Origin of the sequence: Deinococcus sp. LM3 (genome assembly GCF_002017875.1) — a bacterium.
Taxonomy (GTDB): Bacteria; Deinococcota; Deinococci; order Deinococcales; family Deinococcaceae; genus Deinococcus.
Genome location: NZ_MUFV01000001.1, coordinates 1083786 through 1110360 on the forward strand (window position 1 = coordinate 1083786; position 26575 = coordinate 1110360).

A 26575-nucleotide genomic window follows, 5' to 3' on the forward strand; every position below is an offset into this window, starting at 1 on the left:
CCCAGTCTGCGCGGGGTGAGGCGGGTGGGGGATCGGCCAGTTGGCGCAGACTGAATGGCTTGGTTACAGGTGCCGGGCGAGGTAGTCGGCGATGAGCCCGGTGGTGCGGATGCGGGCGGCGGGGTCGGCGGTGCCGTGGCCCTGGTCGTCGAATTCCACGTACTCGTAGTCCTGGCCTTCGTGTTTGCCGGTGGCGTTCAGGGCGTCGCGGAAGCTCCGGGCCTGATTGATCGGGCAGCGGGGGTCGTTGGTGCCGTGCAGGATGAGCAGGTGAGCTTTGAGGTTCGCGGCGTGGGTGATGGCGCTGCGGTCGCGCCAGAGCCCGGCGTGCTCGTCGGGGTGGCCCATCATGGTGCGGAAGTAGTAGGCGAGCTGAGGGATGTCGCGGTTGTTGTCGGCGTGCAACTGGTGCAGGTCGGTGATGCCGACGATGGGGATGGCGACTTTGAACAGGTCGGGGTGTTTGACGGGCGCAAGGTACGAGAGGTAGCCGCCGTAGCTTCCGCCATACAGACCGATGCGGGCGGGATCGACGTGGGGAAGCGTGGCGAGGTACGAGGCGGCGGCGGCGATGTCCTGTAGGTCGCGGCCGCCCCAGTCGCGCAGGTTCGCGTCTCGCCAGGGGGTGCCGTAGCCGGTGCTGCCGCGCACGTTGGGGCAGATGACGGTGTAACCGAGGCTGACGAGGTATTGCACCTCGTCGTCGAAGGTGCGGAAGAACTGCGCGGTGGGGCCGCCGTGCGCTTGCACGAGGGCGGGGTGGCGGACAGTCGGGTCGAGGCCTGCGGGCGTGTAGAGGATGGCGGGGACCTGGACCTGCGGGTCGTGGGCGCTGGGGCTGGGGTAGTGGATGTACTGGCCGGGCGTGAACTGCCCGGGGTTCAGGGAGCCGTATTCGGCGGGGATCAGGGTGCCGGTGGTGTCGGTGGTCAGGTCGTACAGGAGGACGTCCGCGCGGGTGGTGGTGGTGGAGTGGCCCACGAGCAGCTGCTGCCCGAGGGCGTACTGGGTGCCGCTGCACAGGCCCGGCGGCAGGTGCAGGGGGCGGGGGGCGACCGTGTCCAGGCTGTACAGCAGTGGCGTGAGGGTGCTGTCGGCGTTACGGGTGACGCTCAGCCACTGGCCGTCCGGGCTGATGCGGCCGGAGGTTTCTTCGGGTCCGCCTTCGGGCGTGAACCACTTCACCTCGCCGCTGGTCAGGTCGAGCAGACCGGCGCGGCCGTGCCCGGCGGCGTCGCTGGCGGCGGTCAGGTGCGTGCCGTCCGGGTGCCAGTGTCCGACGCTCTCGCGGGTGCCTTCCTGAACGTGCAGCACGCGGCGCATCCCCGTGCCGTCGGCGTTCATGACGTACCCGTCCATGTTGCGCAGGTCGGGACTCTCGTTGGTGTTCAGGCTGATGCGGCGGCCGTCGGGGCTGTAAGCGACCGCCTGGGTGCTGTTGGGCTGCGTGGTCAGGGGCGTCCAGGCGTCCTCGCCGCTGCGGGTCAGGTCGTACTGCCAGACGTTCATCTGACCGCCGCGCGTGGAGTTCACGAGCAGGCGCGTGCCGTCCGGGTGGGCATGCACGGGGAAGTCCATGCTGCCGGGCTGGTGGTGCAGGGCGCGCACTTCGCCGGTGTCCAGGGTGAGGACGTGCAGGGCGGTGCGTTCGTTCCCGTCGTGGTCCCAGGCGAGGAACAGGGCGCGGCTGTCGGCACTCCAGACGGGGGCGCTGCGGGGGGTGGCGGGGGCCTGCCCGCTGGTGTGCTGGCGGCGCTCGCGGGTGCGCAGGTGCAGGCTGCACAGTTCCATGCGGCCGCTGCGGTTGTCGTAGTACGCGACGTGCTCACCGTCCGGCGAGACGGTCAGGCCCATCGTGATGGGCAGGGTGACGAGTTCCTCCAGCGGCAGTGGGGTGGGCATGCGGGCAGTCTGACATCCGGTCGGCGTGCGATCTGCCGCAGGTGCGCGGTACGCTGCGGTTCATGACACAGCATGAGACGTGGGTGGCGCTGCGGGCGCACTGGCAGGAGCTGGCGGACCTGGGTGGAATCGGGGCGCTGCTGGGGTGGGATCAGAGTACGTACCTGCCGCGTGGGGGGGCGGCGGGGCGGGCGCGGCAGCGGGCGCTGCTGTCGGGTCTGCGGCACGCGCGGGCGACGGACGCGGGGTACGGGCGACTGCTGGATCAGGCGGGCGCGCTGGATCTGGGGCCGGTGGAGGCGCGGATGCTGGCGGTGGCGCGGCGGGATTTCGAGCGGGCGACGCGCCTGCCGGGTGAGTTCGTGCGGGCGTCGGCGCAGCATGCCGGTGAGAGTTACGCGGCGTGGGTGGAGGCGCGGCCCGCGAACGACTGGGCGCGGATGGTGCCGCTGCTGGAGCGGACGCTGGACCTGAGCGTGCAGCGCGCCGCGTACTTCCCGGAGTTCGCGGACCCGATGGATTTCTTCGTGGACGCCTCGGATGAGGGCATGACGGCCGCGCAGGTGGACGCGGTGTTCGCGGAGTTGCGCGCGGCGCTGGTCCCGCTGGTGGACGCGGTCGCGGCGGCCCCGGCGCCCCGCATGGACTTCCTGGAGCGCGAGTACCCGGTTCACACGCAGTTGCGACTGGGTGAGGAGATCGGGGCGCTGTACGGGTACGATTTCGCGCGGGGGCGGCAGGACCTGACGGCGCATCCGTTCATGACGCGGCTGGGCGCGCGGGACGTGCGGATCACGACGCGGGCGCAGCCGAACGACCCGACGGACGCGCTGTACTCGACGCTGCACGAGGTGGGGCACGCGCTGTACGAGCAGGGCGTGGCGGACGACCTGCTGGACACGCCGCTGGGCGGCGGCGTGAGTGCCGGGGTGCATGAGAGCCAGTCGCGGCTGTGGGAGAACCTGGTGGGGCGGTCGCGGGCGTTCTGGGCCGGGCAGTTCGGGCGGATGCGCGACGCCTTCCCCGAGCAGCTGGCCGACGTGACCGAGGAGGAGATGTTCCGCGCGGTGAACGTGGTGCGCCGCAGCCTGATCCGCACGGACGCGGACGAGCTGACGTACAACCTGCACGTGATCACCCGCTACGAGCTGGAGCGGCAACTGCTGGGCGGGTCGCTGGCGGTCTCTGATCTGGCGGACGCGTGGCACGCGGCGTACGAGGCGAACCTGGGGCTGCGCGCCCCGAGTCACGTGGACGGCGTGCTTCAGGACGTGCACTGGTTCAGCGGCGGGATCGGCGGGGTGTTCCAGGGGTACACGCTGGGGAACGTGCTGAGCGCGCAGTTCTACGCCTCGGCCAGCGCCGCGAATCCTGGGCTGGAGGCGGACATCGCGCGCGGCGAGTTCGGGCGACTGCACGGCTGGCTGCGTGAGCACGTGTACGCGCCGGGCCGGACGTTCACGCCGAACGAACTGGTGGAACGCGCGACCGGGCAGGGCATGACGGCCGCGCCTTACCTCGCGTACCTGCGCGGGAAGTACACGGAGCTGTACGGCCTGAGCTGATACGGACTCCGATTGAATGGCTTGTAGAGCCGTTCAATCCGAGCGGATGCGAGTAAGAGAGAAACGGGTTCCGGACGTGGAGTGGGCAGATCGGTGGTGTTCCGATCTGTCAACGAAACAGACGGAATCCGTTTGAGCGACGCGCGAAAAAAGGGCCGCCCGGCCGGGGGAACATCGGCGGGCGGCCCTGGGTTGGGGGTGTGGGGGCTGGGCAGGGCGCGGGGGATCACCGCACAGGGTCTGCCGGTCCGGATTTCAGTGTCCTACACAGAGTATGGCGGGATTCTGACAGCGGCGGTGGGCCGCCTGTGAGGCTCAGCGGCGGCCGACGCCGGGCGCGAGGGTCAGGGGCGCGTCGAGTTTCAGCCAGATGAACTCGTTGGTGTCCTTCACGGCCGCGCCGCGCCCGCCGGTGCCGGGGTAGTTGTTGTCGTTGGCGACGAGGACGGTGGTGGCGTCGAGCACGATGACGTTCTCGATGGTCACGTACGGGAAGCGGAACACGCCGCCGGTCGTGCTAGGTGCCAGTCCCTGCGGGTCGGCGATGTTCAGCAGGTCGGCCAGCAGGGTCTTTTTCAGGGTACCGTCGGTGTTGCGGTCGGTCAGGCTGACGCGGTAGAGGCGTTTGGTGCGGGCGGCGTCACCGCTGCCGCCGTCGCGCTCGATCACGATCAGTTCCGAGGCGTTCACGGGTGTGATGTCCCCGATGGCGTTGCCGGGCGCGTCGAGCGGGTAACGGCCGGTCAGGGTCCACTTCTTCGTGGCGAGGTCGATGGCGTGCAGGCGCAGCTGGCCGGGCGTGTCGCCCGCCACGGTTTTCTCCAGCAGGGCGTGCAGGGTCTTGCCGTCGGGGCTGAGGGTCAGGCCCTCGAAGCCGCCGCTGCTGCCCAGCGTGGCGGCGCCGCTGCTGCCGCCCTGCGTGAAGGCGGGGTGCTGGGGGCTGCGGACTTCGGGCGCGGCGTACTCGGCGACCACCTTCGCGCCGGTGGCGGGGAAATCGGTGAACAGGCCGTCCACGCCCGCCAGGATGGCCTGCCGCAGTTCGGCTTCGGGGTTGTTGGCGTACTGGGCGGGCAGGAAGGTGGGTTCGTTCCGGAAGGTGTACGGGTGCACGAGCAGCCCGGCGGCGTGCGCACGGGTCACGAAGTCGGTGGTCTGCCCCTTGCCATCGATGATCCAGCCCTTACTGGGGCCGATGCCGCTGGCGTACGTGGCGATGTCGCGCAGGCCCTCGGGGGTGGTCAGGTCGGCGTTCCGGCGGGGGTCCTTGCGGGCGGTCAGGTCGTAGGGCGCGCCGGTCTGGCCGCCCAGCAGCTGCACCAGCGGCAGTTTCACGCCGGCGGCCGGCATGATGGTGGCGTGCAGGTCGCGCAGGTTGCCCGTCTCGAAGGACTGGATGAACACGCGCGCCGGGTCCGTGAACCCCTCCTTCTTCAGGGTGTCGATCAGCAGTTGCGAGGTGTTCACGCCCGCCTGCGCGGCCATGAAGGTGGGGTGCTTCGTTTCGGGGTAGATCCCGACCCGGCGGCCGGTGCGGGCTTCGGTGTCGCGGATCAGGGCGATGATCTCGCTCAGGGTGGGCACCTCGAACTGCCCGTCGAAGGTGCGGCCGCGCAGGGCCGGGAGGCGTTCCACGGCGCGCAGGGTCTTGAGTTCCGCCAGCGTGAAATCCTCGATCCAGTAGCCCGTGACGTCCTGCCCGTCCAGGTTCTTGGTCTTCACGCGCCCGGCGAATTCGGGGCGGGTGGCGACGTCGGTGGTGGCCTCCGTGACCTTGCCGTCCCTGTCCAGCACGACCATGACGGGTTCGTGCCGGGCGACCAGCACGCCGTCTTTCGTGACGACCAGATCCGGTTCGATGAAGTCCGCGCCCGCCTCGATGGCCACCCGGTACGCTTCCAGGGTGTGTTCCGGGCGGGTGCCGCTGCTGCCCCGGTGCCCGATCACGAGGGGCGGCCGGCCGGTCAGGGTCGGCAGGCCCGGCAGGTTCGGCGTGGGCATGGGCGCGTCCAGCAGCACGCCGTCCGCGCTGAAATGCAGCAGGTACGGGCCGAACTCGTCGCCCACCCACAGCGTCCCGTCGGGCGCGACCACGAAGCCTTCCGGATCGAAGTCCGCGCCGGTCAACAGCCGCTCCGGGCTGGCCTCGTTCACGATCACCCACGGCACGCGCCGCTCCGGGTCACGCAGCTGAACGAACGCGCCCACCTCGACCTTCCCGGTTCCCGTGGGCGCAGTTTTCGGGGTGAGGGTCAGGCGGTACAGGCGCAGCAGGTAATCGGCGCTGTTGTTCTTCGCGCCGAACCCGTTGTCGCTGAGGAACAGGTACGTGCCGTCCGGCGCGAACTGCACGCCGCTGAACCCCTGCACCGGCTGCCCCTGAAAACGCGTCTGACCACGCAGCCCGTCCCTCCACGCGCCGCTGGCCGGGCCGGGTGCGAAGGTATCGGCGGGCAACTCGGCGTACCCGGCGAGCGTGACGGCCTGCGCTCCCCCCACACCCAGCAGCAGCGCGGCCGACAGGCGGATCATGAGGGCTTTCACGGACGTGCGGACAGCAGATGAGGAATTCACACCCGTCAGTTGAAGCCGCGCACGTCAGAGGAGCGTGCGCGGCCGGTCAGCCCAGAGTCATACGGATTCCGTCTGTTTCGCTGACAGATCGGAACACCACCGATCTGCCAGCTCCACGTCCGGAACCCGTTTTTCTCCTACTCGCTCCGCTCGGATTGAATGGGCTTTGCAGCCCATTCAATCGGAGTCCGTATCAGGAGGGTCCCTCCGCACGGACCGGGTCGGCTTCGTTGCCCCCTCACCCGCCCCTTCGGGGCACCCTCTCCCGCGGGGCGAGAGGGTCAACAGACGGCGCAGGGGCCGTGGACCCGTCACCCGGAGTGCCTACTTGTCCTCGCTGAGCGCGAAGCCCCGGCTGAACTGCTTCTGCAGGGCCGTGAACACGATCAGGGGCGGCAGGGCCGTGATGACGGCGCCGGCCATCACGGCGCCCCAGTCGGTCTGGCCGCCCACCTCGATCAGGCGGCGCAGGCCCACCTGCACGACCTGCTTGTCGTCCTGCTGCATGATCACCAGCGGCCAGATGTACTGATCCCAGGCGTACACGAACTGAATGACGGCCAGCGCGCCGATGGTGTTGGTGCTCATGGGAATCAGGATGTGCGTCAGGTACCGCAGCGGGCCGCAGCCGTCGATGCGGGCGGCGTCGGCGAGGCTGGTGGGGATGCTCAGGAAGTGCTGCCGGAACAGGAACGTGCCGGTCGCGCTGGCCAGGAACGGCACGATGATCGCAGCGTACGTGTTCGCCCAGTTCAGGTCGCGGCTGACCAGGTCGAACAGCGCGATGATCAGCACCTCGGTGGGCAGCATCAGGGACAGCAGGACCAGCGTGAACGCCGCGCCCTTCAGCGGAAAGCGGAAGTACACGAACGCCAGCGCGGCCAGAAGGGCCAGAAGGGTCTTTCCGGCCGTGACGCACACGGCCACCACGAGGCTGTTCAGCATGTAGCGGCCCAGGTTCGCGTCCTGCCACACGCCGGACAGGTTCTGGAAGAACGCGCCGCCCGGCAGCAGGCTGGGGCTCAGGACGACGCTGGACGTCTGGGTGCTCTTGATGACCGCCAGGATCAGGGGCGCGCCGATGATCAGGACCGACAGGATCAGCGCGGCGTGCGTGACCCACTCGCCCCGCGAGCGGCGGGAGCGGGGGGCGGCCCGGTCGGCGCGGGCGGCGGGCGCGGCGGGGTGCTTAACTGCCATAGTGCACCCGCCGCTCGCCCACCCGGAACTGCATCCAGGTGACGAACGCCACCAGCGCCAGCATCAGCACGGCCTGCGCGGCGGCCGCGCCGGTCCTGAAGTTCACGAACCCGTCCTGGTACAGCTGGTACACCAGGAACGTGGTCGCCCCGGCGTTCCCGGTGTACGGCCCGCCGCGCGTGAGGATGTCCGTCAGCGCGAACGAGTCGAACAGCGCCGAGATGATGTTCGTGAACACCAGAAAGAACGTGATGGGGGTCAGCAGCGGGAACGCCACGCGCCAGAACACCTGCGCGGGCGTGGCGCCGTCGATCTCGGCGGCTTCCATCACGTCGCGCGGCAGGTTCTGGATGCTGGCCAGGTAGAACACGATGTTGTACGCCAGTCCCTTCCAGATGGCGGCCAGCGTGACCAGCCCGAACGCCAGGGCCGGCGTGTCCAGCCAGCGGGGGCGCACGCCGAACAGCTCGCCCAGCAGCTGGTTGACCAGCCCGATCTCGGGATTGAACAGGAACAGCCACAGCGTCCCGGCAATGGCGGGGCTCAGGGCGTAAGGGTAGATCAGCAGCAGGCGGTACGTGCTCGCGCCGCGCACGGGACGGCTGGCGAGCCACGCCAGTCCCAGGGACAGCAGCAGCCCGAACGTGACGGTCAGGACCGTGAACACCAGCGTCTGGAGGGCCACCTGCCGGTACGCGGGACTGGACAGCAGTTCGGCGAAGTTGGCGAGGCCCACGAACTGCTCGGTGCCCAGGATCACGTTGGCGCGGTACGCGGCCAGCCGCAGCGTCTGCAACGCCGGAAGGTAGATGAACACCGCCAGGATCAGCAGGCTGGGCAGCAGGAACGCCCACGGCAGGGCGCGGCCCCGGAACACGGCGCTCGCGGCGGCGTCCGGGGCAGGGCGGGAACGGGCGGGACTCAGCATGGGCAGGCGGGGGGCGGGGCGAGTAAACGGGTCATGCGGGCCTCCGGTGAACGGCGCGGGCGGCCCACCCTCCGTCAGGGAGGGACCGGGCCGCGCGGCGGGCAGGGCGAGACGGTGGGACGGGTCAGGGGGTCAGGGGACCCCGCAGCCGCTTACTTGAAGTTCGCGTTGTACTCGGCCAGCGCGGCGTCGGCGCGGGCCTTGGTTTCCTTCAGCGCGGCGTCCACGTTCTGCCCGGCCAGGACTTTCTGCACGCCTTCTTCCATGATCTTCCGGGTCTGGATGGCCGCGCCGTTCAGGCCGCCGGCGGTGGCGGTGCCGGGCACGGTCTTCGTGAGCTGGTTGAACGCCACGAGTTGCAGCGGCGTCTGCGTGAACCAGCCCTGCTTGCGCAGCAGCTCGATGGAGCTCTGGCGCACCGGGTAGTAACCGGTCAGTTTGTGCCAGTCGGCCATGTTCTGGGTGTTGGTCATGTACAGCGCGAAGTCCAGCGCGCCCTCGGCCTGGGGTTTGCTGATTCCCTTGCTGATCCACAGGCTGGCCCCGCCGATCACGACGCCGTTGCGTTTGCTGCCGTCCGCGATGGGCATGACGCCCACGCCCACCCCGAACCCGGCCTTCTTCGCGGCGTCGCGGATGTTGCCGATGTCGGCGGTGGACGTGATGTGGAACACCGCCTTCTGGTTCGTGAAGATGGCGTCGCTGCCGTCCCAGTCCTGCAGTTTACCGGTGTACGTGTAGTACCCGCGGTCCTGCATGGTCTTGAAGAATGTGAAGATGTTCTTCGCGGCCCGGCTGTCGAGGTTCGTGGCGGTCGCGCGGCCCTGGCGGCCGTTGGCGTTGTTCAGGAGGGGCGCGCCCTGCTGCGCCATCCACTGCTCGATGAACCAGCCGTTCAGGCTCATGCCGAAGCATTTGGCGTTCAGTTTCGCCGCCTCGATCTTCTGGCAGGCGTTCAGCAGGCCGCCGAAGGTGGTGGGCGGCTGCTTGGGGTTCAGGCCCGCTTTCTTCATCAGGTCCTCGTTGAAGTACAGGACCGGGCTGCTGGAGTTGAACGGCAGGCTGTTCACCTTCCCGCCGATCGTGTAGTAGTTGATGACCGGCTTGATGTAATCGCTGAAATCGACGTTCTTGACGCTGCTGACCGGCTGGAAAGCGCCGCTGTCCAGCGCCAGCTGACTGCCGACCTCGAAGATCTGCACGAGGGCCGGGGCCTTGCCCTGACGCGCGGCGAGGATGGTCGCCTGCAGGCTGTCGTTGTAGCTGCCCTTGTAGCTGGGCACGACCTTCACGCCGCTCTGGGTCTTGTTGTACTCGTCGGCGCGGGCCTGAATCCAGCCGCTGCGTTTGGCGTCCCCGAAGGAGTGCCAGAATTCTACGGTCGTCTGCGCGGAGGCGAGCGGCGTGGCGGCGGTGCCCAGCAGGGCCAGGGTCAGCATGAATTTGTTCACGCCGGCGAGCCTAGGCCCCTCCCATCAGCTTCTCATCATCGGCGTGTGATGGGTCTGTCAGGTGGCCCGCCGGCCTGTCATGGCAGGACTTGCCCACTCTCCCCTCCCCACCCGCGCGGCGCTTGAGCGGGCCTTCAGGGAACGCGACCACCGGGCGCGGCGGGCCTACAGTCAGGGCATGATTCTCGTTACTGCCGCTACCGGGAACGTCGGGCGCGAACTCGTGCCCCAGCTTCTGAACGCCGGACAGCAGGTCCGCGCGGGCACCCGCCATCCGCAGGAAGCGGCGTTCCCGCCCGGCGCGCACGCCACGCACTTCGATTTCGGCGACGAGGCCAGCGTCCGCGAGGCCGCCACCGGCGTGCAGAGCGTGTACCTGATCGTCCCGGAAACCGTGGACACAGAGACCCTGACCCGCGCCCTGAGTGTCATGAAGGAGGCGAGCGTGGAGCGCGTCGTCCTGCAATCCGGGTTCGGGGCCGGGCAGGGCAACAACCCGCTGGGCGAGGCCGAGGACAGCGTGCGCGCCAGCGGCCTGAACTGGACGGTCCTGCGGCCCAACTGGTTCATGCAGAACTACAACCAGATGTTCCGACGCGGCATCCGCGACCGCCACGAGTTCGCGGAACCCGCCGGAGAGCAGCGCACCAGCTTCATCGACACGCGCGACGTGGCCGCCGCCGCCGTGGCCGTCCTCACCCAGCCCGGTCACGAGGGCCACGAGTACGACCTGACCGGCCCACACTCCACCGACCGGCACGCCGTCGCCGCCGCCCTCAGCAGCGCCCTGGGCCACACCATCACGTACCGCCCCGTCGACGACGACGGCTTCGTGGACTTCCTGATCTCCACCGGCGAGAGCGACGAGGAAGAAGCGCGCGGCATCGCCTCCATCTACCCGCCCATCCGCGCCGGCGACACCGCCCCCATCACCCCCGACCTGCACACCCTGACCGGCAGCACCGGCCACACCATCGAGGACTTCGCGCAGCACTACCGGCAGGACTGGTTGATGGTTGATGGTTGATGGTTGATGGTTGATGGTTGATGGTTGATGGTTGATGGTTGATGGTTGATGGTTGATGGTTGATGGTTGATGGTTGATGGTCAACAGCGTGTGCGCGGCGCCCCCGGCCATGTCAAGACTCACCCACTGCCTACACGTTGCTTCCTTCTTCAGCGGGCAGTCAGCAGCACGTCCGGCAGGTCGCCGATCAGGGCGTCCACGCCCAGTGCTTTCAGGCGGGCAACCTGCGCGGCGTCGTTCACCGTCCAGGTGTTTACGCGCCAGCCGTGCGTGCGGGCCTGGGCCATCAGGGTGTCGTTGATCAGGGGGTGCATGGGGTGAAGTGCGGCCGCCTTCACGCGCCGCATCACCAGCGGCACGAGGTCCAGCGCACCCAGACGGTAAGCGCGGTGGAACAGGAATCCCCGCTCGATCTCCGGCGCGTGGTGCCGCGCGGCGTACAGCACCAGCGGACTGAACGAGCTGACGATCACGCGGCGTGACAGCCCATGCGCGCGAATGGCGTCCAGCGTGCGGTGAACGCGGTCATCGGGGCGGGGCCCCTCGAACTTGATTTCCACGTTCACGAACGCCCCCGCATACGCCGCCCAGGCCAGCGTGGCGTCCAGCGTCGGCACGTGCGCGGGCAGGTCGGCAGCGTTCATCGCGGGCAGCGACCCGCCCTCCTTCAGCGCCGGATCGTGATGAATGACCAGCGTGCCGTCCATCAGGCGGCGCACATCCAGCTCCACGCCGTCCAGACCGGCGTCCATCGCCGCCTGAAATCCGGCCAGGGTGTTCTCGGTATGCAGTCGGGGCGTGCCACGGTGACCCAGCAGAAGCGGCTTCATACCCCGCAGGCTACCCGCCCGACGTCAGCGTTGGGTGTCAGGGGCGCCTCTGCCCTTGACCTTTCCCCAGGGGCAGGGCTCAAGCTGGACTCACCTCCGGAGGCCCGCCCATGACCGAACTGCCCTCACCCGCCACGTCCCTCATGACCATCGGTACGTTCGCGCAGGCGACCCGCCTGAGTTCAAAGGCGCTGCGTCTGTACGACGACCTGGGCCTCCTGCCGCCCACTCACGTGGACGCTCACACCGGGTACCGCTACTACGCGCCCGCGCAACTGGACGCGGCCCGGCTGATCGGCCTGCTGCGGCAACTGAACATGCCCCTGAACGCCATCCGCGCCACGTTGCAGGCAGCGCCCGGCGAACGACCGGCCCTGATCCGAAGGTACTGGGCCAGCGCCGAGCAGCGGCACACTGCCCACCGCGCCCTCGCCGACTACGTCCTGAACACCCTCGAAGGAGACACCATGACCCAGACGTTCACCGTGCACACCCGCGACCTGCCCGCCCGACTGATCGCCACCATCCAGCGGCGCGTCTACCAGCCGGACCTGGACGGATTCCTGCCGCCCAGCATCGAGCGTCTGCTGGAGTTCATTCCCGCGCAGGGCGCCGCGATTGCCGGACCGCCCTTCGTGATCTACCACGGCGCGGTCACCGCCGACAGCGACGGTCCCGTCGAGGTCTGCGTGCCCTACACCGGCACCCTGACGCCCACGGCCGGGATCACGCTGCGGGAGGAGGAGGCGCATCACGAGGCGTACGTGACGGTCACGAAACGTCAGTTCGAGTTCCCCGCCATTCTGGAAGCCTTCGACGTGACCGCCGCGTACGCCGGCGCGCACGGCACCTGCAGCGACCTGATCTGCCGGGAGGTCTACCCCTACGGCTGGGATCAGGCCGACCCGGAAGCGCCCGCCGCCGAGGTCGCGTGGCCTTACCTGCCCAACGGCTGATCTCCCAGACAGCGCCGCCCCCGGATCACTCGGGGGCGGCGCGGTTGGTGCGGGGTTATTGGTGCGGGGTTAGCGGCCGACGGTGTAGCGGACGGTGTCGCTGGTCCAGTTCTGCTGCGGGATGGGCTGCGCGATGGGGTTCACGACGATGCTCAGGGCCTGCGCGAAGCCGGGGGTGGTGGTGGGTTTCACGGTGGCGAACGCTTCGCCGCTGCGGTAGGAGCTGAGCTGGCTGAGGTTCAGTTCGGTGCGGCTGGCGATGACCAGGACCTTGTTCAGGCCGCGCGGGCCGCTGACGTTGAACACGAAGTTGTCGCCGGGCGCGGGGAAGGTGCGGGTCTGTCCGGCGCGGACGTAGTGGGTGCCGCTGAGGTGGTTGGGGAGGATCTGGTCGGTGGTGCCGTCCGGGTTGACGTTGAACAGGTACACGTACGCGTCTTCGTTGACGGTGGTGGCGATGCGGATCTCGTCGCCGACGCGGTAGGTGGGCGTGCCGTTGCCGCCGGGGTCGCGGTCCACCCACACGCGGACGCTGAGGTCGGTGGGGACGGGGTTGACGATGATGCTCTGCGCGCTGAGTTTGGGCGCGGCGGTGGCGGGCGTGCCCAGGGTGACGGTGGCGAGGGCGGCGAGGATCAGGGCAGCTTTCTTCATGGGGGGCTCCGGGGCCGCTCTGTCCTGGGCGCGGCCGGGGTGGCCTGCGCTGGTGGGGTCTGGGAGCGGCTTCTGTTCTCCTCAAGCGTAGGCGCCGGCACCTGACGGGCGGTGAAGGGAGGCTGACTGAACATGAGCTGCGTCACGTTTCGGCTCATGATGATCCAGTCAGAAAAGGGGCGCGGCTGGGGCCGGGGGCATGCAGAAGCGGCTCCCCGATGGTGGTCGGAAAGCCGCTGGGTTCTGGCAGGGATACTAGGATTCGAACCTAGACAAGCAGATCCAAAATCTGCTGTGCTGCCATTACACCATATCCCTAGGGTGCGCCCGCAGTGCCTTTTCAGGCGGGCATGAGTATACCGGGGGCAGCCGGGCAGGGTCAAGACGGCGCGGGTGGGGGCGCGCTCAGCGGGCGGGCGTGGGGGCGGCCTCGATGACGGTCAGCCCGGCGAATTTAAGCAGCAGGCGTTTCTGGCCCACGCCGGGGAAGTACACGAGAACCTCGCGGCGTTCGCCCTGATGGAAGCCCTGCATGAACACACCGTCCCCGAATTTCGCGTGGCGCAGGCGCAGCGGCTGGGTGGTGCTGACCGCGCGTTGCAGTTCGCGGCTGGGAATGCCGAGGCGGGCGCTGACTTCCGGGAGGCTCAGGCCGTGCAGATCCAGCAGTTCGCGGGCCTGGAGGGGCCAGTCGGTGGGCGGGGTGGGCTGGTCGGGCAGCGGCGCGTGCGGGACGGAGGCGCCGGGGGAGTGGTCGGGCCGCAGGTGCGCGGGGATGGGCTGGTGCAGCTCCTCGTCGGTGACGCCCAGCACGGCCTGAAGGAACGCGCGGGTGGCGTGCTTGTCGGTCGGGCGGCGTTCCCCGCTGGGCAGGGTGGGCGAGTAGCAGCGGCTCACGGCGATGCACTCGAAGCAGCCGTGCGGGTTCTGGCAGCAGGTCTTGGCGGTCAGGTCCAGTGCGCGGCGCAGCAGGTCGTCCATGTGCAGCGAGGCGCGGCGGGACACGCCCAGGCCGCCCAGCCAGTCGTCGTACAGGAAGAAGTACGTGTCGCGGCCCTCGCGGAACGCGCCGGACAGGTCGTTCTCGTCGCAGGCGACCCGCTCGGGCGTGACCTTCTGGAGCAGGTGCTTGAGGGTGTGCGCGACTGCCGTGGGGTAGTCGGTGGCGCGGGCGTCCACGCCGACTTCCAGGGCACTGGTGCGGAACGGGGGGAGTTCGGTGGGCGTGTCGTACAGGTGCTCGGAGAGCTTGTGGTCCTGCATACGGTCCTGGATGCGGCCGCCGCATTTCACGCAGCTGCGTTCGGCGGGGCCGGGTTCGCGGTCGCAGCCCACGCAGACGCGCTCGAACACCTGCCGGAGCATCTGGTAGCCGGTGTAGCGGCGGCGGATGACGACCTCGCCGTGCCGGTACGCCAGCGGACCGCGCTGCACCCACTTGCCCATCTCGCGGGGCGTGACCTCGATGGTGTACAGGCCGCGCGTGAACAGGTTGGCGGTGTCATGCCGCTCGACCAGGATGACGGTGCCGCCCTCGTGTTTCTCCCAGCGCAGCACCCGGTACCCCTGGCCGTCCAGGGTGAACACGGCGCCCTCGTGCTTCTCGGTCAGGGCGTAGTGCTGGCTGGGGCTTTCCAGCGGGTTATCCAGCGCCCGCGCGCCCAGCCGCTCCCAGTCGGCCGCCTCGACCACCACGTACTTGAGGCTGCCCTCGCCGCGCAGGTTCCAGTAGCGGGGCGCCGTGAGGGCGGCCGCGTGCGGTTCCGGCAGGCCCGCCGCGTGGAATTCCTCGTTCGCGCGCGCCTGATGCCGGGGCGACAGGTACGGGTTGTTCGCCTCCACGACCGCCTTCTCGATCGGGCCGGTCAGCAGGTCAAGGAAATTCCCGGCGTTGCTGTAAAAAGCGTCGGCGGGCTGCGGGACGCCCTGCTCGTTCAGGGACGGCAGGTACAGCACCAGTCCCGGCGCGATCCGCCCGGCGCGGCCCGCCATCTGCCGGAACGCCATGCGCGAGCCCGGATACCCGTCGATGATCACGACCTCCAGGTCCCCGATGTCCACCCCGGCTTCCAGGGCGTTCGTGGCGAACATCACGCCGCTGCGCGTGCGGCGGAACTCGGACAGGCGGCCCTCGCGGTCGCTGGTGCCCGCCATGTACAGGTGCGCGCGCCCCGCGTACCCCGGCTGCGCCCGGTACGTGGAGTACAGCCGCGCCGCCCGCGACCGCCCCCGGAAGAACGCCAGCACCTTCAGGTCGTAACGGGCGCTGGCGTCCATCACGGCGTTCCAGAAACGGCGGGGCTGCCCTCTGTGGTCCGCGAGGTAGTAGCGTTTCCCGTGACGCTGCGCGCCGGACTCGCTGACCTCGGTGGCGTCCACGCCCGTCAGTTCCCGCGCGAACTCCGCCGGGTTCCCGATGGTCGCCGTACTCAGCACCACCTGCGGGTTGGCGCCCAGCGCCCGCGCCAGCCCCAGCAGGCGCCGCAGCATCCCCGCCACCTCGCTCCCGAAGCCGCCCCGGTACGTGTGCGCCTCATCCAGCACCAGAAACGACAGGTTGCGCAGGAAGTCCCGCACGCCCGGCTGCACCAGCGACCAGTGCAGCTTGTCCGGCGTGGCCGTCACCATCCGCACGCCCGGCCGGAACACGGCCGACCCCTGCGCCGACCCCTGAAACGCCGCCACCTCCCACCCAAAGCCGCCCCGCTCGCGGAACTCCAGCAGCTTGTCCCGCTGATCCTGCCCCAGCGCCACCAGCGGATACACGAACAGCGCCGTCGCCGCCGGGTCCCGCTCCAGGCGGTCGAACACCCCCGGAAAGAACGCCCCGGTCTTCCCGCTCGCCGTGGGTGTCGTGATGATCACGTTCTCGCCCGCGCGCATCAGCTCGAACGTGCGCGCCTGATGCGCGAACACCGCCGGAAACCCGAAGCCGCGCGCCACCGCGTCACTCCAGCCCAGCTCCGGCACGCCCACCGTCCGCGCCGGAGCGGGTTCCTCCTCGTGCAGGCGCGTCGCCCCGCCGCCCAGCGTGTCCCGCAGGAACCCCTCCAGGCGGGCGTAGGGAGAACGGGCAGGCAACACCCGCACAGTCTAGGCGCGGCGCGCGCAGGTGCAGGGGAGTTGCGTCACGGTCAGGCCGGGTGCGGGGTATGAGGAAACGTGTCCGGGAGCGACCTGGCATGATGGGCGCAGCATGACCGGACGCCGCGCGTGACCACCGACCTCTCGTACTACGTGTACGCACTGAAGGACCCGCGCACGTCGCCCGCCGCGCCGTTCTACATCGGCAAGGGCATCGGTACCCGCGCTCACGATCACCTGCGGCGACCCGACAGCACGCCCAAGGGCCAGCGCATCCGCGAGATTCTGGCGGGCGGCGCCGAGATACTGGTCGTGCGGCTGGTCGAGGGCCTGACCGAGGCGCAGGCGCTGAAGATCGAGGCGGAACTGATCGCTGCCTTTGGCACGCAGGCCAGCGGGGGCCTGCTGACGAACACCGTGCTGCCCAGCGGTCTGGGAGGCAAGGCGCGTGCCGGGAAGGTCGTGCCGGCGGGCGTGCCGGAGAAAGCGCAGGTGGGCCTGCAACTGCTCAAGGACGCCGTGCTGGAATTCGCGCAGGCCAACCCCGGCGGCGTGACCAACTCGGACACGGCCAGCCTGCTGGGGCTGCGCAGCGACTACGGCGGCGGCGCCAAGGATTACCTGTCGTACTCGGTGCTGGGCCTGCTGATGCGTGAGGGAAAGATCGAGCGCCGCAAGCCCGGCCATCAGCACGTCGCGCGCGTTCGCTGAGCTGCGGCCCGCCTCTCCCTCACGGCCCGCAACCTCCCCCCGGCCCCCTTAGCCGCGCATGACGAAGTGTTCGATGATGGCGTGGTGGTCCTCGAAGAACAGTTCGGGGCGGGCGAGGACGTCGCTGATGGGCATCCAGAGGGCTTCGCTGGCGTCGCTGCCGCCGCTGAGGCGGGGCAGTTGCCCGATGCCGAGGTCGAAGTGGTAGGCGTGCGTGACGGTGCGGCCGCGCAGGCTGCGGTCGGGGTAGTCGAAGACGGCCTGGGCGCGCAGGGCGGCGGCGAGGTCGATGCTGGGGCTCAGGCCGGTTTCCTCGTGGGTTTCGCGGATGGCGCAGGCGAGGAGGGTTTCGTGCGGTTCGAGGAACCCGCCGGGCATGGCGAGGCGGCCGCGTCCGGGGCGGCCGGCGCGGCGGACGAGGAGGACGTGGCCGCTGCGGGTGATGACGGCGTCGGTGGTGACGAAGATGGGCGCGAAGGGGGCGTCTTTCCAGGCGGCGCGGTAGGCGAGGAGGTGGTCGTACTCGGCTTTCAGTTCGGTGTAGTCGGGGGTGCGGCTGAAGGTGTCGAGGAAGGCGTGGACGGCGGGTGGGACCATGGGTTGCACGTCGTTCAGGCGGCCTTCGAAGTAGGCGCGGCGCACATCCGTGGCGCTGAGGGGGCTGACGACGTGGGTGGGGATGAATTCCCAGGCGGGGAAGGAGCGCAGGTAGTAGCTGCTTTCGTCCTTGATGTGGCCGATGAGGGCGATGTCGGTGCTGCCGCGCGTGTGGGCGTGGACGCCGGCCTGGACTTCGCTGAGCCAGAGGGTTTCGTTGTAGTAGTAGTCGCGCACATGGACGAACAGCAGGCGGGTGCGGGGGACGCCGGCCTGCTGGAGCATGGCGGTGATGAGTTCCTGGCGTTCGTCGGCGGTGAAGGGGTTCTTGGTGTTGCGCGCGGCGCGGGCGCTGCCGATGACGACGATGAGTTTCTGGACGCTGCGCAGGGCTTCGAGCATGACCTGCAGGTGGGCGGCGTGGGGGGGTTCGAAGCGGCCGATGTACACGCCGAAGGTGCGTTTGCGGCGGGGTGGGGTGGGGGTGGGAACGGCCATGATCCTCACGATGTCACCAGCGGTCTATGAATTTGATGAGGACTCGGTGGGGAGGCGCAGTGATGGGGAGGCGCAGTGGCGGCGCGGGCCGGGGCAATCCCCGTAAGTCTGAACCGGGTTCAGGTGAGTCAGGTCGGTGTGCGCGGCTTGCGGCGGCGGCGTACTGTGAAGCATGAAGAAAAATCTGGTGTCCGCTGCGCTGCTCGTCCTCACCCTGTCTGCTCCTGCCCTGGCGGGCGGCGCGGCCGCTCCGATGACCGGGGCGAGCGCGCAGGTGGTCGCCTCGACGCCCGCCGCGCTGATGGCCGCCCTGAAGGAAGCCGGGTACCGCGTCACCATGGACCCCGCCACCCCCGACAGCGACCCCAGCATGACCGTCATGGCCGGCGACTACGAGGTCAGCGTGTGGCTCAGCAACTGCAAGGCGGGCAGCTGTGGCCGCGTGACGGCCAGCACCTCCTGGGATTACAGCGACAGCGAGGAAGAACTGGATACCGCGCTGGTCAACGACTGGAACAGCAACTACTACACGCAGGCCTACGCCTACGAGGGCGCGTACTACCTGGATTCCAGCATGCCGATCGGCGGCGGGTACACCCGCGCCACCCTGAAAGCCTGGATGACCGATTACCTGGGTGACGTGAAGGACTTCGAACTCGAACTGCCCTGATCCGACCCGGACAGCAGAGGGGGCGGCGCGTGTGGTCACGGCGCCGCCTCCTCTGCTGTGGCCGCGCCCTGCATGAAGAAACACCGGATGTCAGCTCAAGACCTCCAGGGGCCGTTCAGGTCCGTCCGGGCGGGGGGACGGGTCAGACTGCGGGTCTGATGGCAGACCTGAAGAACGTGAACAGCCGCGTCAGTCGCGGCGCCCAGCAGGTGAAGGCCGGGTTGAGGGACACCCGTGACGCGGCCGGACACGCCGCGCAGCACGCCGCTCCGGGCCTGGAGACCCTGGCGCGCGTCGGGTACGCCAGCAAGGGCATCGTGTACTTCACGGTGGGATTCCTGGCGCTGGGGGTCGCGCTCGGACGGGGCGGCCGGACCACCGACACGCGCGGCGCGCTGTCGCAGTTGCAGGACCTGCCGGGCGGGTCGGCGCTGCTGTTCGTGCTGGCGGTCGGGCTGGTCGGGTACGCGCTGTGGCAGCTGATCCGCGCCGCGCTGGATCCCGAACGGCAGGGCACGGCCGCCAAGGGGCTGGTCAAGCGGGCCGGGTACCTGCTGAGCGCGGGCGTGAATCTGACGCTGGCGGTGTTCACGGCGGGACTGGCCGCTTCGGGCCGCGCGCCGCAGGGGAACGGCAGCGAGACGCAGGCGGCCGGGACGGTCCTGAACCTGCCGGGCGGGCAGCTGCTGCTGGGGCTGGTGGGCGTGGGCCTGCTGGGACTGGCGGGCAGTCAGCTGTACACGGCGTACGGCGCGAAGTTCATGAAGCGGATGCGCTTCACGGACGTGCAGGGCCGCGTGCGCGACCTGCTGATCCGGACCGGGCAGGTGGGCATCGCGTCGCGCGGGGTGCTGATGCTGATCATCGGGGTGTTCGCCCTGCTGGCCGCCTGGAGCGGGCAGGCCAGCCGGACGGTGGGTATCTCCGAGGCGCTGACGTGGCTGCGCTCGCAGCCATCCGGGAATCTGCTGCTGGGCGTGGTGGCGGCCGGGACCCTGTGTTACGGGGTGTGGTGCGCCGTGCAGGCCCGTTACCGCCGCATCCGCATTCAGGACGCCGCGTGAGGGCGGGAAGCGACGCGTGAAAGCGTGAAAGAATGCCGGGCATGACCGTACCCGATTCCTCTGCATCCGGGCAGTCCGGTGAACGGCGACCCGACAACCGACAGCCCGACGACCGGCGGCCCGATGAGCGGCGGCAGGTGGCCCTGATCGCGCACGACAAGAAAAAGCTGGAACTGGCCCTGTTCGCCCTGAGTCACCGCGACACCCTGGCGAACTTTCATCTGGTGGCGACCGGCACGACCGGCGGCATCCTGGCCAAGCAGACGGGCCTTCAGGTCGAGCGGGTGCTGTCCGGGCCGCTGGGCGGCGACCAGCAGATCGGGGCGCGACTGGCCGAGGAACGCGTGCTGGCGGTGTTCTTCTTCCGCGACCCGCTGACGGCGCAGCCGCACGAACCGGACGTGTCGGCCCTGGTGCGCCTGTGCGACGTGCACGACATCCCGCTGGCGACCAACCCGGCGAGCGCCGAGGCGCTGATGCTGTGGCTGCGCGAGCAGATCCAGGGCTGACCGGCGTCGGCCCGGATCGGCCGGGCGGTCTGTAAAGGCCGTCCCGCGGCGCCCACCACGCGGCGGCCGGGCCAGGGTGTCAAGTCAGGGTGCGGGGCAGGGCCTCCACCCGACCTTCATACAGTGGGGACCCCCGGTGGCGGTTCCCGGTGGGCGCTGGTCAGCGGCGCCCGGCTGGAGTTTCATGGTGGGGCATGTGCGGGTCGGCCTTCCTGACGCTCGCCTGCCGGTCCGGACCGGCGGGGCGTGTCCTTGCGGCTGGGCGCCTCCGTTCGTCCGGGCGGGGGCAGGCGTGACGGCGTGGTTCGGGCAGGCGTGTTTCGGGCTGGACGGCCTGACGTTCCAGCCGGGCCCGGAGTGGCAGGCTGCGTTCGAGGAGGCGCTGCGGGCCGAGGCACAGGCGCGTGCTTCCGGGGACGACGCGGCGCTCGGGGCGGCGCTGTACCGCAGCGGCGTGGCCCTGAACCGCCTGGGCCGCTCGCAGGAGGCGCTGGCCGCGCTGCTCGAGGCGGTCGCGTTCCTGCCGGCGGAGGACCGGGCCGCGCAGGCGCACGCGTGGCAGGAGGCGGCCTGCGCGCAGCGGAATCTCGCCTGCGACAGCGAGGCGCAGGAATTCCTGGCGCTGGCCCTGAATCTGGCGCGTGAGGCGGGCGAGGCGGGCCTGGAAGTGCAGGTGATCGAGGATCTGGCGCAGGCGCACTCGGAGCAGGGGGATCACGCGGCGGCCCTGCAGGCCCTGCGCGGCAGTCTGGCCTCGCGGCACCGGCCCGGTCTGGCGCTGCACACGGTGGTGCGGCTGGCGCAGGTGACCCTGCGGGCCTTCGAGGCCGACCCGCAACGCTACGCCGGGGCTCTCACGGACGCCGAGACGCACCTGCAGGAGGCGCTGGCGCAGCGGCGGCCCGGCCGGGGCGACCGGCTGGCCGGGGAGGGGCACGCGGCGCTGGCGCGGCTGCTGCTGCACCGCCGCGACCCGGAAGCGGCGCATGACGCGGCGTGGCGGGCGCTGGCCCTGATGCGGCAGGGCGGCGACACGCGCGGCGCCCTGCAGGTGCTGCCCGACCTGGCGCGCGCGCAGCTGGCGCTGGGTCTGGCCTCCCAGGCGCTCACGGAGGTCCGGGCAGCCCTGACCCTGAATCCCGACACGCACCTGCCGGACGAGCACGCCGCGCTGCACCTGGCCGCCTGCGACGCCTGCGAGGCGCTGGGCGATCACGCCGGGGCGCTGGCTCACCACCGCGCGTACCACGCGCTGGACGCCCGCCGCCGCGACCGGCTGGCGCGCGAGCGGACGCAAGCGGCCCAGGCGCGCGTGGGCCTGCACGCCACGCGTGAGGAGGCGCGGCTGCACCGGCAGCGCAGCGAGGAACTCGATCTGCTGGTCCAGGAACGCACGGCGCAGCTGGCGCGCAGCCAGCGGGCCGTGATCGACCTGCTCGCCAGCTGCGCCGAATTCCGGGACGCGCCGCTGGGGCCGCACACCCGCTGGGTCGGGGACGCCACGCAGGCGGTGGCGCTGGCGCTGGGCCGCGCGCCCGCCGACGCCGCGCAGCTGGGACTGGCGGCGCGCCTGCACGACGTGGGCAAGATCGGCATTCCGGACGCCATCCTGCTCAAGCAGGGGCCGCTGATCTCCGACGAGTGGGCGCGCATGGCGGCCCACACCACGCTGGGCGCGCAACTGCTGTCGCAGCCGGGCGCGGCGGACGGCGGGCCGCTGCTGGAACTGGCCGCGCAGATCGCCCTGACGCACCACGAATGCTGGGACGGCAGCGGCTATCCGTCCGGGGTGGCGGGACCGGCGATTCCACTGGGGGGCCGGGTGGTGAGGGTGGTCGATACCTTCGACGCGCTGATCAGCGAGCGTCCCTACAAACCCGGCTGGACACCGGCCCAGGCGCTGGCCTACCTGGAAAGCCACGCTGGGACGCTGTTCGACCCCGAAATCGTGAGGGTCTTCCTGGCCCTGCATGAGAGCGGCCGCCTGCCTGAACGCCACTGAATGAGAAGACTGAACGGTCGGCCCGGTTGGGTGTGTGGAATTCCGAGCGGGCGAATCTGACCCGGTGGCTTATATTGAACTCATGCGCGCCAATGCGACGCCCTCTCTCACTGCCGGTCTGCTGACGGACGTGGGTCGTCAGCGTCAGGGCGGTGTGAACCAGGACGCGGCGCTGGCGCTGGACCTCCCGACCGGCGGGCTGTACGCGGTCGCGGACGGCATGGGCGGCCACGCGGCCGGGGAACTCGCGGCGAACCTCGCGCTTGACGCCCTGAGCCAGCAGTACCTCGACGGGCGCGGCACCCCCCCGGCGCGACTGGCCGAGGCGGTGCAGTGTGCGAACGTGGCCGTGCTGCGCCACGCGGTCGGCGAGTACGTCGGAATGGGCACCACGCTGCTGGCCGCGCTGATCGACCGGGGCGCGGCGCTGATCGCGCACGTCGGGGATTCGCGGGCGTACCTGCTGCGCGGCGGCGAACTGCACCGCCTGACCGAGGATCACTCCTGGGTGGCCGAGCAGGTCCGGCTGGGGCACATGACCGAGGCCGAGGCGCGCGACCATCAGTGGCGCAGCGTGGTCAGCAACGCGCTGGGCGGCGAGGAACGTGTGCGGCTGGAGCTGTTCGGGCTGCCGCTGCGCGCCGGGGACCGCCTGCTGCTGTGCAGTGACGGTCTGAGCAGCGTGGTGACCGATCAGGAGCTGCTGCTGCTGCTGTCGCGGCCCATGGAGCCCGAGGCGACGGCCCGCATCCTGGTGAACGCCGCGAACGACGGGGGCGGCCCCGACAACATCACGGCGCTGATCATCGACGTGCACCGCGACAGTCCCGCGCCCCGCTACCCCCTGCCCGTCCGGCGCGAGGACGGCCCCACCTACGTGGACGTGCTGCTCAGCACACAGCGGGGCAGCAGCCTGCTCACGTACCTGCTGCTGATGGTCGCGTACTTCACGCTGCTGGGCATCATGCTGGTCCCGGAACGCCGGATGCTGATCGGGCTGCTGGGCACCGCCACCCTGCTCGGCCTGCTGGTGTGGCAGCGCACCCAGGTCACGCGGCGCACCCTGAACGTCCTGAAAAGTCCCAGCGCCGCCCTGGACCCCGCGCCGCCCGCCCCGGACAGCCCCCTCAGCAGCTCGCGGCACTGAACGCGGCCCGGTATGCTCGGAGGCATGAAAGACATCATCCAGACGCCGGACGCTCCCGCCGCCATCGGCCCGTACAGCCAGGCCGTCTCCTTCGGAAACCTGGTCATCACCAGCGGGCAGATTCCCCTGACGCCCGCCGGGGAACTCGTGAGTGGCGGCGTGACCGAGCAGACCGAGCAGGTCATCGCGAACCTCAGGGCCGTGCTGGAGGCCGCCGGCACCGACCTCGACCGCGTGGTCAAGACGACGGTGTTCCTGGCCGACATGAACGAATTCGCCGCCATGAACGCCGTGTACGAATCGCACTTCCGCGCGCCCTACCCGGCGCGCAGCACCGTGCAGGTGGCCCGCCTGCCGCGCGACGTGCGCGTGGAGATCGAGGTGATCGCCGAGCGGCACTGACCGTACCGGCCCGCCGCGCGCCCCGCCGGAACGCTCTCCCGGCGGGGTTTGTGCACCGGGTCTCGACGCTGCGGGGCGCGGCGTGACATTCTGCGCGTAATGTTTGTCCTGCCGGTCCGCTTCGAGCGCAGTCCACGCCTTCACGCCATGCTGAGTGAAGAGGCTCACGCGGTCGGTACGCGGGTCGTGGTGCAGGGCAAACGCGGCCCGGAGGTCGCCACCGTGCGCGGCGAGGCGGCCCCGCCTGAACCGCAGGGGCGGTACGGGGCGGTGCTGCGGGCCGCCACACCCGACGATCTGGGCCGCTGGGAGGCGCTGCACGCGTCCGGTGAGGACCTCAAGTGGCTGCTGCGCGCCCGCGCCCGCCAGAAGAACCTGCCGGTGAAGGTCGTGGCGGTCGAGTTCACGCTCGACGAGAGCCTCGTGACGGTCAGTTACAGCGCCGACGAACGCATCGAACTGTCCGGCCTGATCGGCGAGGTGCGCGCCCACACCCGCGCCCGCGTGAACTTCGCAGCGGTCGGGCCGCGCGAGCAGGCGCAGATGATCGGCACGCTGGGCGCCTGCGGGCGCGAGAACTGCTCCTCGACGCACCTGCAGGACTTCGCGCCGGTCAGTATCCGCATGGCCCGCGACCAGCAGCTCCCGCTGAACCCGGAGAAACTCTCGGGGCCGTGCGGGCGGCTGCTGTGCTGCCTGCAGTTCGAGCACACCCAGTACCTGGACCTGCTCAAGGACCTGCCGCGCAAGAACGCCCGCGTGTGCCACGAGGCGAGCGGCGCGTGCGGGAAGGTCACGAAACTGCACCCGCTGGCCGGCACGGTGGACGTGTTCACCGATCAGGGCGTCCTGACGGACGTGCCCGCCACCGAGCTGCGCCGCCTGACCGAGGCCGAGATCAAGGCCCTGCCGGACGGCGGGCGCGGCGGGCGTCCGGGTAAACCGGCCCGCGACCGGTAAGTCGGCGGCCGCGCGGCCCGCGGCTCGCGTACACTCGCGGGAATGACCACCACCGACAGTCCATCCGCCCTGAGTGCCGTCGAGGCCAAGCTATTCGTCCCGGCCGACGATTCCCAGTGGGAAGCGTTCGCCGGACGGTACCGGGCGCTGCTGGACGCCCCGCTGGACGCCGCCGGGGTGCCCGACTGGCTGACCGGGTGGAACGCGGTCGGCAGCGCGGTCACGGACGTCGCCGCGCGGCTGTCCACGCACGCCGACCTGCACACGGACCGCCCGGACATCCAGGAACGCTACCAGACGTTCGTGGCGCAGGTGCTGCCGCAGGTCGAGCGGGCCGAGCAGGCCCTGAAGGAGAAACTGCTGGCCGTGCCGGACTTCGTGCCCGCCCCGGACTTCGCGCTGAACTTCCGGCGGATGCGTGACGGCGCGGCGCTGTACCGCGAGGCGAACGTGACCCTGGGCGTCACGCACGAGGCGCAGAAGAACCGCTACTCGGTCGCGACCGGCAACCAGACGGTCACCCTGAACGGCGAGACGCTGACCATCCCGCAGGCCAAGCAGCGCCTGGACAGCCCGGACCGCGCGGCGCGCGAGGCGGCGTGGCGCGCCCTGAGCGACAGCAACCTGGGCGTGGCCGACGAACTGGACGGCGTGATGCTGGACCTGATCGGCACGCGCTGGCAGCTGGCCCGTAACGCCGACCTGCCCACCTTCCGTGACTACCAGTGGCGGGCGCTGGACCGCGTGGACTACACGCCCGCCGACTGCGCCGCCTTCCACGAGGCGGTGCGGGACGAGGTCGTGCCGCTGGCCGCGAGGATCGTGCGCGGCATTGCCGACGGGCTGGGCCTGGAGAGCGTGCGCCCCTGGGATTACAACCGCAACAACCTCCTCGACCCGCAGGGCCGCGAGTCCCTGAAACCCTTCCGCACCGGGCAGGAACTGGAGACGCTGGCCGAGGCGGCCTTCGAGAGCCTGGACGCCGACCTCGCCGCGCGCTTCCGGCAGATGCGCGGCGGCCTGCTGGACCTGGAATCCCGGCCCGGCAAGATGACGCACGCGTACTGCCAGTACTTCCCGACCCGCAACGAACCGTTCGTGCTGATGAACGTGGTCGGCACCGCCGAGGACGTGCGCGTGCTGTTCCACGAGGTCGGGCACGCCTTCCACGGTTTCTACAGCGGCGACGCGCAACCTCTCGTGTGGAACCGCTGGAGTCCCATCGAGTTCGTGGAGATTCCCAGCATGGCCATGGAATTCCTGACCCTGGACCACCTGGGGCACGTGTTCACGCCGGAAGAACTGGGCCGCTACCGCGAGAAGCAGCTGCAGGGTGTCGTGGCGTTCCTGCCGTGGGCGGCGCAGATGGACGCCTTCCAGCACTGGCTGTACGCCGAGGCGCCCGAGAACGTGACCATCGCCGACCTGGACGCCCGGTGGCTGGAACTGGACCGGACCTTCCACCCGTTCGTGAACTGGGAAGGGCTGGACGAGCGCGTGCGCGCCAAGGGCTGGCAGTACTACCACGTGTTCCAGGTGCCTTTCTACTACATCGAGTACGCCATGTGTTACCTCGCGGCGGTCGGCGTGTGGCGCGGCGCGCAGGCAGACCCGGCCGGAGCGCTCGCCCGCTACAGGGCCAGCCTGCGCCTGGGCAGCACCGTCAGCGTGCCGGACCTGTACCGCGCGGCCGGGGTGGAGTTCCGCTTCGACCGCGAACACATCCGGGGCCTGATGGCCTTCATCAAAACGCAACTGCCCGGCTGAAGCGGCAGGACAGCGCCCCGGACCTTCACAGGGTCCGGGGCGTTGTCTGCTCGGGTTGGAAGGCCCCGCAAGGCCGT

Annotated in this window: 21 protein-coding genes and 1 tRNA gene; 12 read left to right on the forward strand and 10 right to left on the reverse strand. The window is 70.2% G+C overall.

Annotated features, from left to right (window positions below; all coding sequences use genetic code 11):
• Positions 1-63: 63 nt before the first annotated feature.
• Positions 64-1902 (reverse strand): alpha/beta fold hydrolase, encoded by a 1839-nt coding sequence (locus BXU09_RS05080; RefSeq protein ID WP_078300973.1) that lies wholly within the window; start codon positions 1900-1902, stop codon positions 64-66.
• 62 nt (positions 1903-1964) lie between these two features.
• Here BXU09_RS05080 and BXU09_RS05085 point away from each other — a divergent pair, with 62 nt between their 5' ends.
• A complete protein-coding gene (locus BXU09_RS05085; protein ID WP_078304767.1) occupies positions 1965-3467 on the forward strand; it encodes a carboxypeptidase M32 in 1503 nt (500 codons plus the stop codon).
• A 315-nt stretch (positions 3468-3782) separates the two neighbouring features.
• Here the strand turns inward: BXU09_RS05085 and BXU09_RS05090 are convergent, their stop codons facing one another.
• The 4 genes from BXU09_RS05090 to BXU09_RS05105 form a co-directional block, all read right to left on the reverse strand.
• Positions 3783-6041: an esterase-like activity of phytase family protein gene (locus BXU09_RS05090; protein ID WP_346417555.1), complete on the reverse strand. Its 2259-nt coding sequence runs from the start codon at positions 6039-6041 to the stop codon at positions 3783-3785.
• 324 nt (positions 6042-6365) lie between these two features.
• Positions 6366-7241: a carbohydrate ABC transporter permease gene (locus BXU09_RS05095; RefSeq protein ID WP_078300975.1), complete on the reverse strand. Its 876-nt coding sequence runs from the start codon at positions 7239-7241 to the stop codon at positions 6366-6368.
• Positions 7231-8169, reverse strand: a complete 939-nt coding sequence (locus BXU09_RS05100; protein ID WP_078300976.1) for a sugar ABC transporter permease — start codon at positions 8167-8169, stop codon at positions 7231-7233. Before BXU09_RS05100 ends, BXU09_RS05095 begins: the two co-directional genes overlap by 11 nt.
• A 152-nt stretch (positions 8170-8321) precedes the next feature.
• Positions 8322-9608, reverse strand: coding sequence for an ABC transporter substrate-binding protein (locus BXU09_RS05105; RefSeq protein WP_078304770.1), 1287 nt, complete (start codon positions 9606-9608; stop codon positions 8322-8324).
• A gap of 190 nt (positions 9609-9798) precedes the next feature.
• Here BXU09_RS05105 and BXU09_RS05110 point away from each other — a divergent pair, with 190 nt between their 5' ends.
• Positions 9799-10647, forward strand: a complete 849-nt coding sequence (locus BXU09_RS05110; protein WP_168174563.1) for an NAD(P)H-binding protein — start codon at positions 9799-9801, stop codon at positions 10645-10647.
• A 149-nt stretch (positions 10648-10796) separates the two neighbouring features.
• Here BXU09_RS05110 and BXU09_RS05115 read toward each other — a convergent pair whose 3' ends face one another.
• Positions 10797-11477 (reverse strand): glycerophosphodiester phosphodiesterase, encoded by a 681-nt coding sequence (locus BXU09_RS05115; RefSeq protein ID WP_078300979.1) that lies wholly within the window; start codon positions 11475-11477, stop codon positions 10797-10799.
• Between the two features lie 110 nt (positions 11478-11587).
• Here BXU09_RS05115 and BXU09_RS05120 point away from each other — a divergent pair, with 110 nt between their 5' ends.
• Positions 11588-12433, forward strand: a complete 846-nt coding sequence (locus BXU09_RS05120) for a helix-turn-helix domain-containing protein (RefSeq protein ID WP_078300981.1) — start codon at positions 11588-11590, stop codon at positions 12431-12433.
• A gap of 69 nt (positions 12434-12502) precedes the next feature.
• Here the strand turns inward: BXU09_RS05120 and BXU09_RS05125 are convergent, their stop codons facing one another.
• The 3 genes from BXU09_RS05125 to BXU09_RS05135 all read right to left on the reverse strand — a co-directional run bounded on the left by BXU09_RS05125 (position 12503) and on the right by BXU09_RS05135 (position 16171).
• A complete protein-coding gene (locus tag BXU09_RS05125) occupies positions 12503-13087 on the reverse strand; it encodes a DUF4384 domain-containing protein (protein ID WP_078300982.1) in 585 nt (194 codons plus the stop codon).
• Between the two features lie 244 nt (positions 13088-13331).
• Positions 13332-13405 (reverse strand) — tRNA-Gln (locus BXU09_RS05130).
• 87 nt (positions 13406-13492) lie between these two features.
• Positions 13493-16171 (reverse strand): DEAD/DEAH box helicase, encoded by a 2679-nt coding sequence (locus BXU09_RS05135; protein WP_078304771.1) that lies wholly within the window; start codon positions 16169-16171, stop codon positions 13493-13495.
• Positions 16172-16300: 129 nt separating this feature from the next.
• Between BXU09_RS05135 and BXU09_RS05140 the strand changes: the two genes are divergently transcribed.
• A complete protein-coding gene (locus BXU09_RS05140; protein ID WP_078300984.1) occupies positions 16301-16882 on the forward strand; it encodes a GIY-YIG nuclease family protein in 582 nt (193 codons plus the stop codon).
• 48 nt (positions 16883-16930) lie between these two features.
• Here the strand turns inward: BXU09_RS05140 and BXU09_RS05145 are convergent, their stop codons facing one another.
• Positions 16931-17977, reverse strand: coding sequence for a bifunctional nicotinamide-nucleotide adenylyltransferase/Nudix hydroxylase (locus BXU09_RS05145; protein WP_078300985.1), 1047 nt, complete (start codon positions 17975-17977; stop codon positions 16931-16933).
• A 172-nt stretch (positions 17978-18149) separates the two neighbouring features.
• On the opposite strand from BXU09_RS05145, the gene BXU09_RS05150 reads away from it, so the two are divergent.
• From BXU09_RS05150 to BXU09_RS05185, 8 genes are all read left to right on the forward strand, one after another.
• A complete protein-coding gene (locus tag BXU09_RS05150; protein WP_055363958.1) occupies positions 18150-18647 on the forward strand; it encodes a YbjN domain-containing protein in 498 nt (165 codons plus the stop codon).
• A 158-nt stretch (positions 18648-18805) separates the two neighbouring features.
• Positions 18806-19711: a DUF1206 domain-containing protein gene (locus BXU09_RS05155; protein ID WP_078300986.1), complete on the forward strand. Its 906-nt coding sequence runs from the start codon at positions 18806-18808 to the stop codon at positions 19709-19711.
• Between the two features lie 41 nt (positions 19712-19752).
• Positions 19753-20220 (forward strand): methylglyoxal synthase, encoded by a 468-nt coding sequence (locus BXU09_RS05160; protein ID WP_230283624.1) that lies wholly within the window; start codon positions 19753-19755, stop codon positions 20218-20220.
• 292 nt (positions 20221-20512) lie between these two features.
• Positions 20513-22222 (forward strand): HD domain-containing phosphohydrolase, encoded by a 1710-nt coding sequence (locus tag BXU09_RS05165; RefSeq protein ID WP_078300988.1) that lies wholly within the window; start codon positions 20513-20515, stop codon positions 22220-22222.
• Positions 22223-22304: 82 nt separating this feature from the next.
• On the forward strand, positions 22305-23369 hold the full coding sequence (locus tag BXU09_RS05170; protein WP_078300989.1) for a protein phosphatase 2C domain-containing protein: 1065 nt from the start codon (positions 22305-22307) through the stop codon (positions 23367-23369).
• Positions 23370-23393: 24 nt separating this feature from the next.
• Positions 23394-23771, forward strand: a complete 378-nt coding sequence (locus BXU09_RS05175) for a RidA family protein (RefSeq protein WP_078304772.1) — start codon at positions 23394-23396, stop codon at positions 23769-23771.
• Positions 23772-23870: 99 nt separating this feature from the next.
• The gene (locus BXU09_RS05180) at positions 23871-24731 is read left to right on the forward strand and encodes a stage 0 sporulation family protein (protein ID WP_078300990.1); all 861 of its coding nucleotides are present in this window, start codon (positions 23871-23873) and stop codon (positions 24729-24731) included.
• Positions 24732-24773: 42 nt separating this feature from the next.
• Positions 24774-26498 carry a M3 family oligoendopeptidase gene (locus BXU09_RS05185; RefSeq protein WP_078300991.1) on the forward strand — a complete coding sequence of 575 codons (1725 nt, stop codon included), beginning with the start codon at positions 24774-24776 and terminating at the stop codon, positions 26496-26498.
• Positions 26499-26575 lie beyond the last annotated feature (77 nt).

Excerpts from the sequence above, each read along its gene's own strand:
- BXU09_RS05150 (WP_055363958.1), top strand. The coding sequence starts at position 18,150 with ATGAAGAAAAATCTGGTGTCCGCTGCGCTGCTCGTCCTCACCCTGTCT.
- BXU09_RS05105 (WP_078304770.1), bottom strand. The coding sequence starts at position 9,608 with ATGCTGACCCTGGCCCTGCTGGGCACCGCCGCCACGCCGCTCGCCTCC.
- BXU09_RS05110 (WP_168174563.1), top strand. The coding sequence starts at position 9,799 with ATGATTCTCGTTACTGCCGCTACCGGGAACGTCGGGCGCGAACTCGTG.
- BXU09_RS05100 (WP_078300976.1), bottom strand. The coding sequence starts at position 8,169 with ATGCTGAGTCCCGCCCGTTCCCGCCCTGCCCCGGACGCCGCCGCGAGC.
- BXU09_RS05160 (WP_230283624.1), top strand. The coding sequence starts at position 19,753 with ATGACCGTACCCGATTCCTCTGCATCCGGGCAGTCCGGTGAACGGCGA.
- BXU09_RS05185 (WP_078300991.1), top strand. The coding sequence starts at position 24,774 with ATGACCACCACCGACAGTCCATCCGCCCTGAGTGCCGTCGAGGCCAAG.
- BXU09_RS05080 (WP_078300973.1), bottom strand. The coding sequence starts at position 1,902 with ATGCCCACCCCACTGCCGCTGGAGGAACTCGTCACCCTGCCCATCACG.
- BXU09_RS05095 (WP_078300975.1), bottom strand. The coding sequence starts at position 7,241 with ATGGCAGTTAAGCACCCCGCCGCGCCCGCCGCCCGCGCCGACCGGGCC.
- BXU09_RS05175 (WP_078304772.1), top strand. The coding sequence starts at position 23,394 with ATGAAAGACATCATCCAGACGCCGGACGCTCCCGCCGCCATCGGCCCG.
- BXU09_RS05125 (WP_078300982.1), bottom strand. The coding sequence starts at position 13,087 with ATGAAGAAAGCTGCCCTGATCCTCGCCGCCCTCGCCACCGTCACCCTG.
- BXU09_RS05155 (WP_078300986.1), top strand. The coding sequence starts at position 18,806 with ATGGCAGACCTGAAGAACGTGAACAGCCGCGTCAGTCGCGGCGCCCAG.
- BXU09_RS05145 (WP_078300985.1), bottom strand. The coding sequence starts at position 17,977 with ATGGCCGTTCCCACCCCCACCCCACCCCGCCGCAAACGCACCTTCGGC.
- BXU09_RS05120 (WP_078300981.1), top strand. The coding sequence starts at position 11,588 with ATGACCGAACTGCCCTCACCCGCCACGTCCCTCATGACCATCGGTACG.
- BXU09_RS05115 (WP_078300979.1), bottom strand. The coding sequence starts at position 11,477 with ATGAAGCCGCTTCTGCTGGGTCACCGTGGCACGCCCCGACTGCATACC.
- BXU09_RS05085 (WP_078304767.1), top strand. The coding sequence starts at position 1,965 with ATGACACAGCATGAGACGTGGGTGGCGCTGCGGGCGCACTGGCAGGAG.
- BXU09_RS05170 (WP_078300989.1), top strand. The coding sequence starts at position 22,305 with ATGCGCGCCAATGCGACGCCCTCTCTCACTGCCGGTCTGCTGACGGAC.
- BXU09_RS05180 (WP_078300990.1), top strand. The coding sequence starts at position 23,871 with ATGTTTGTCCTGCCGGTCCGCTTCGAGCGCAGTCCACGCCTTCACGCC.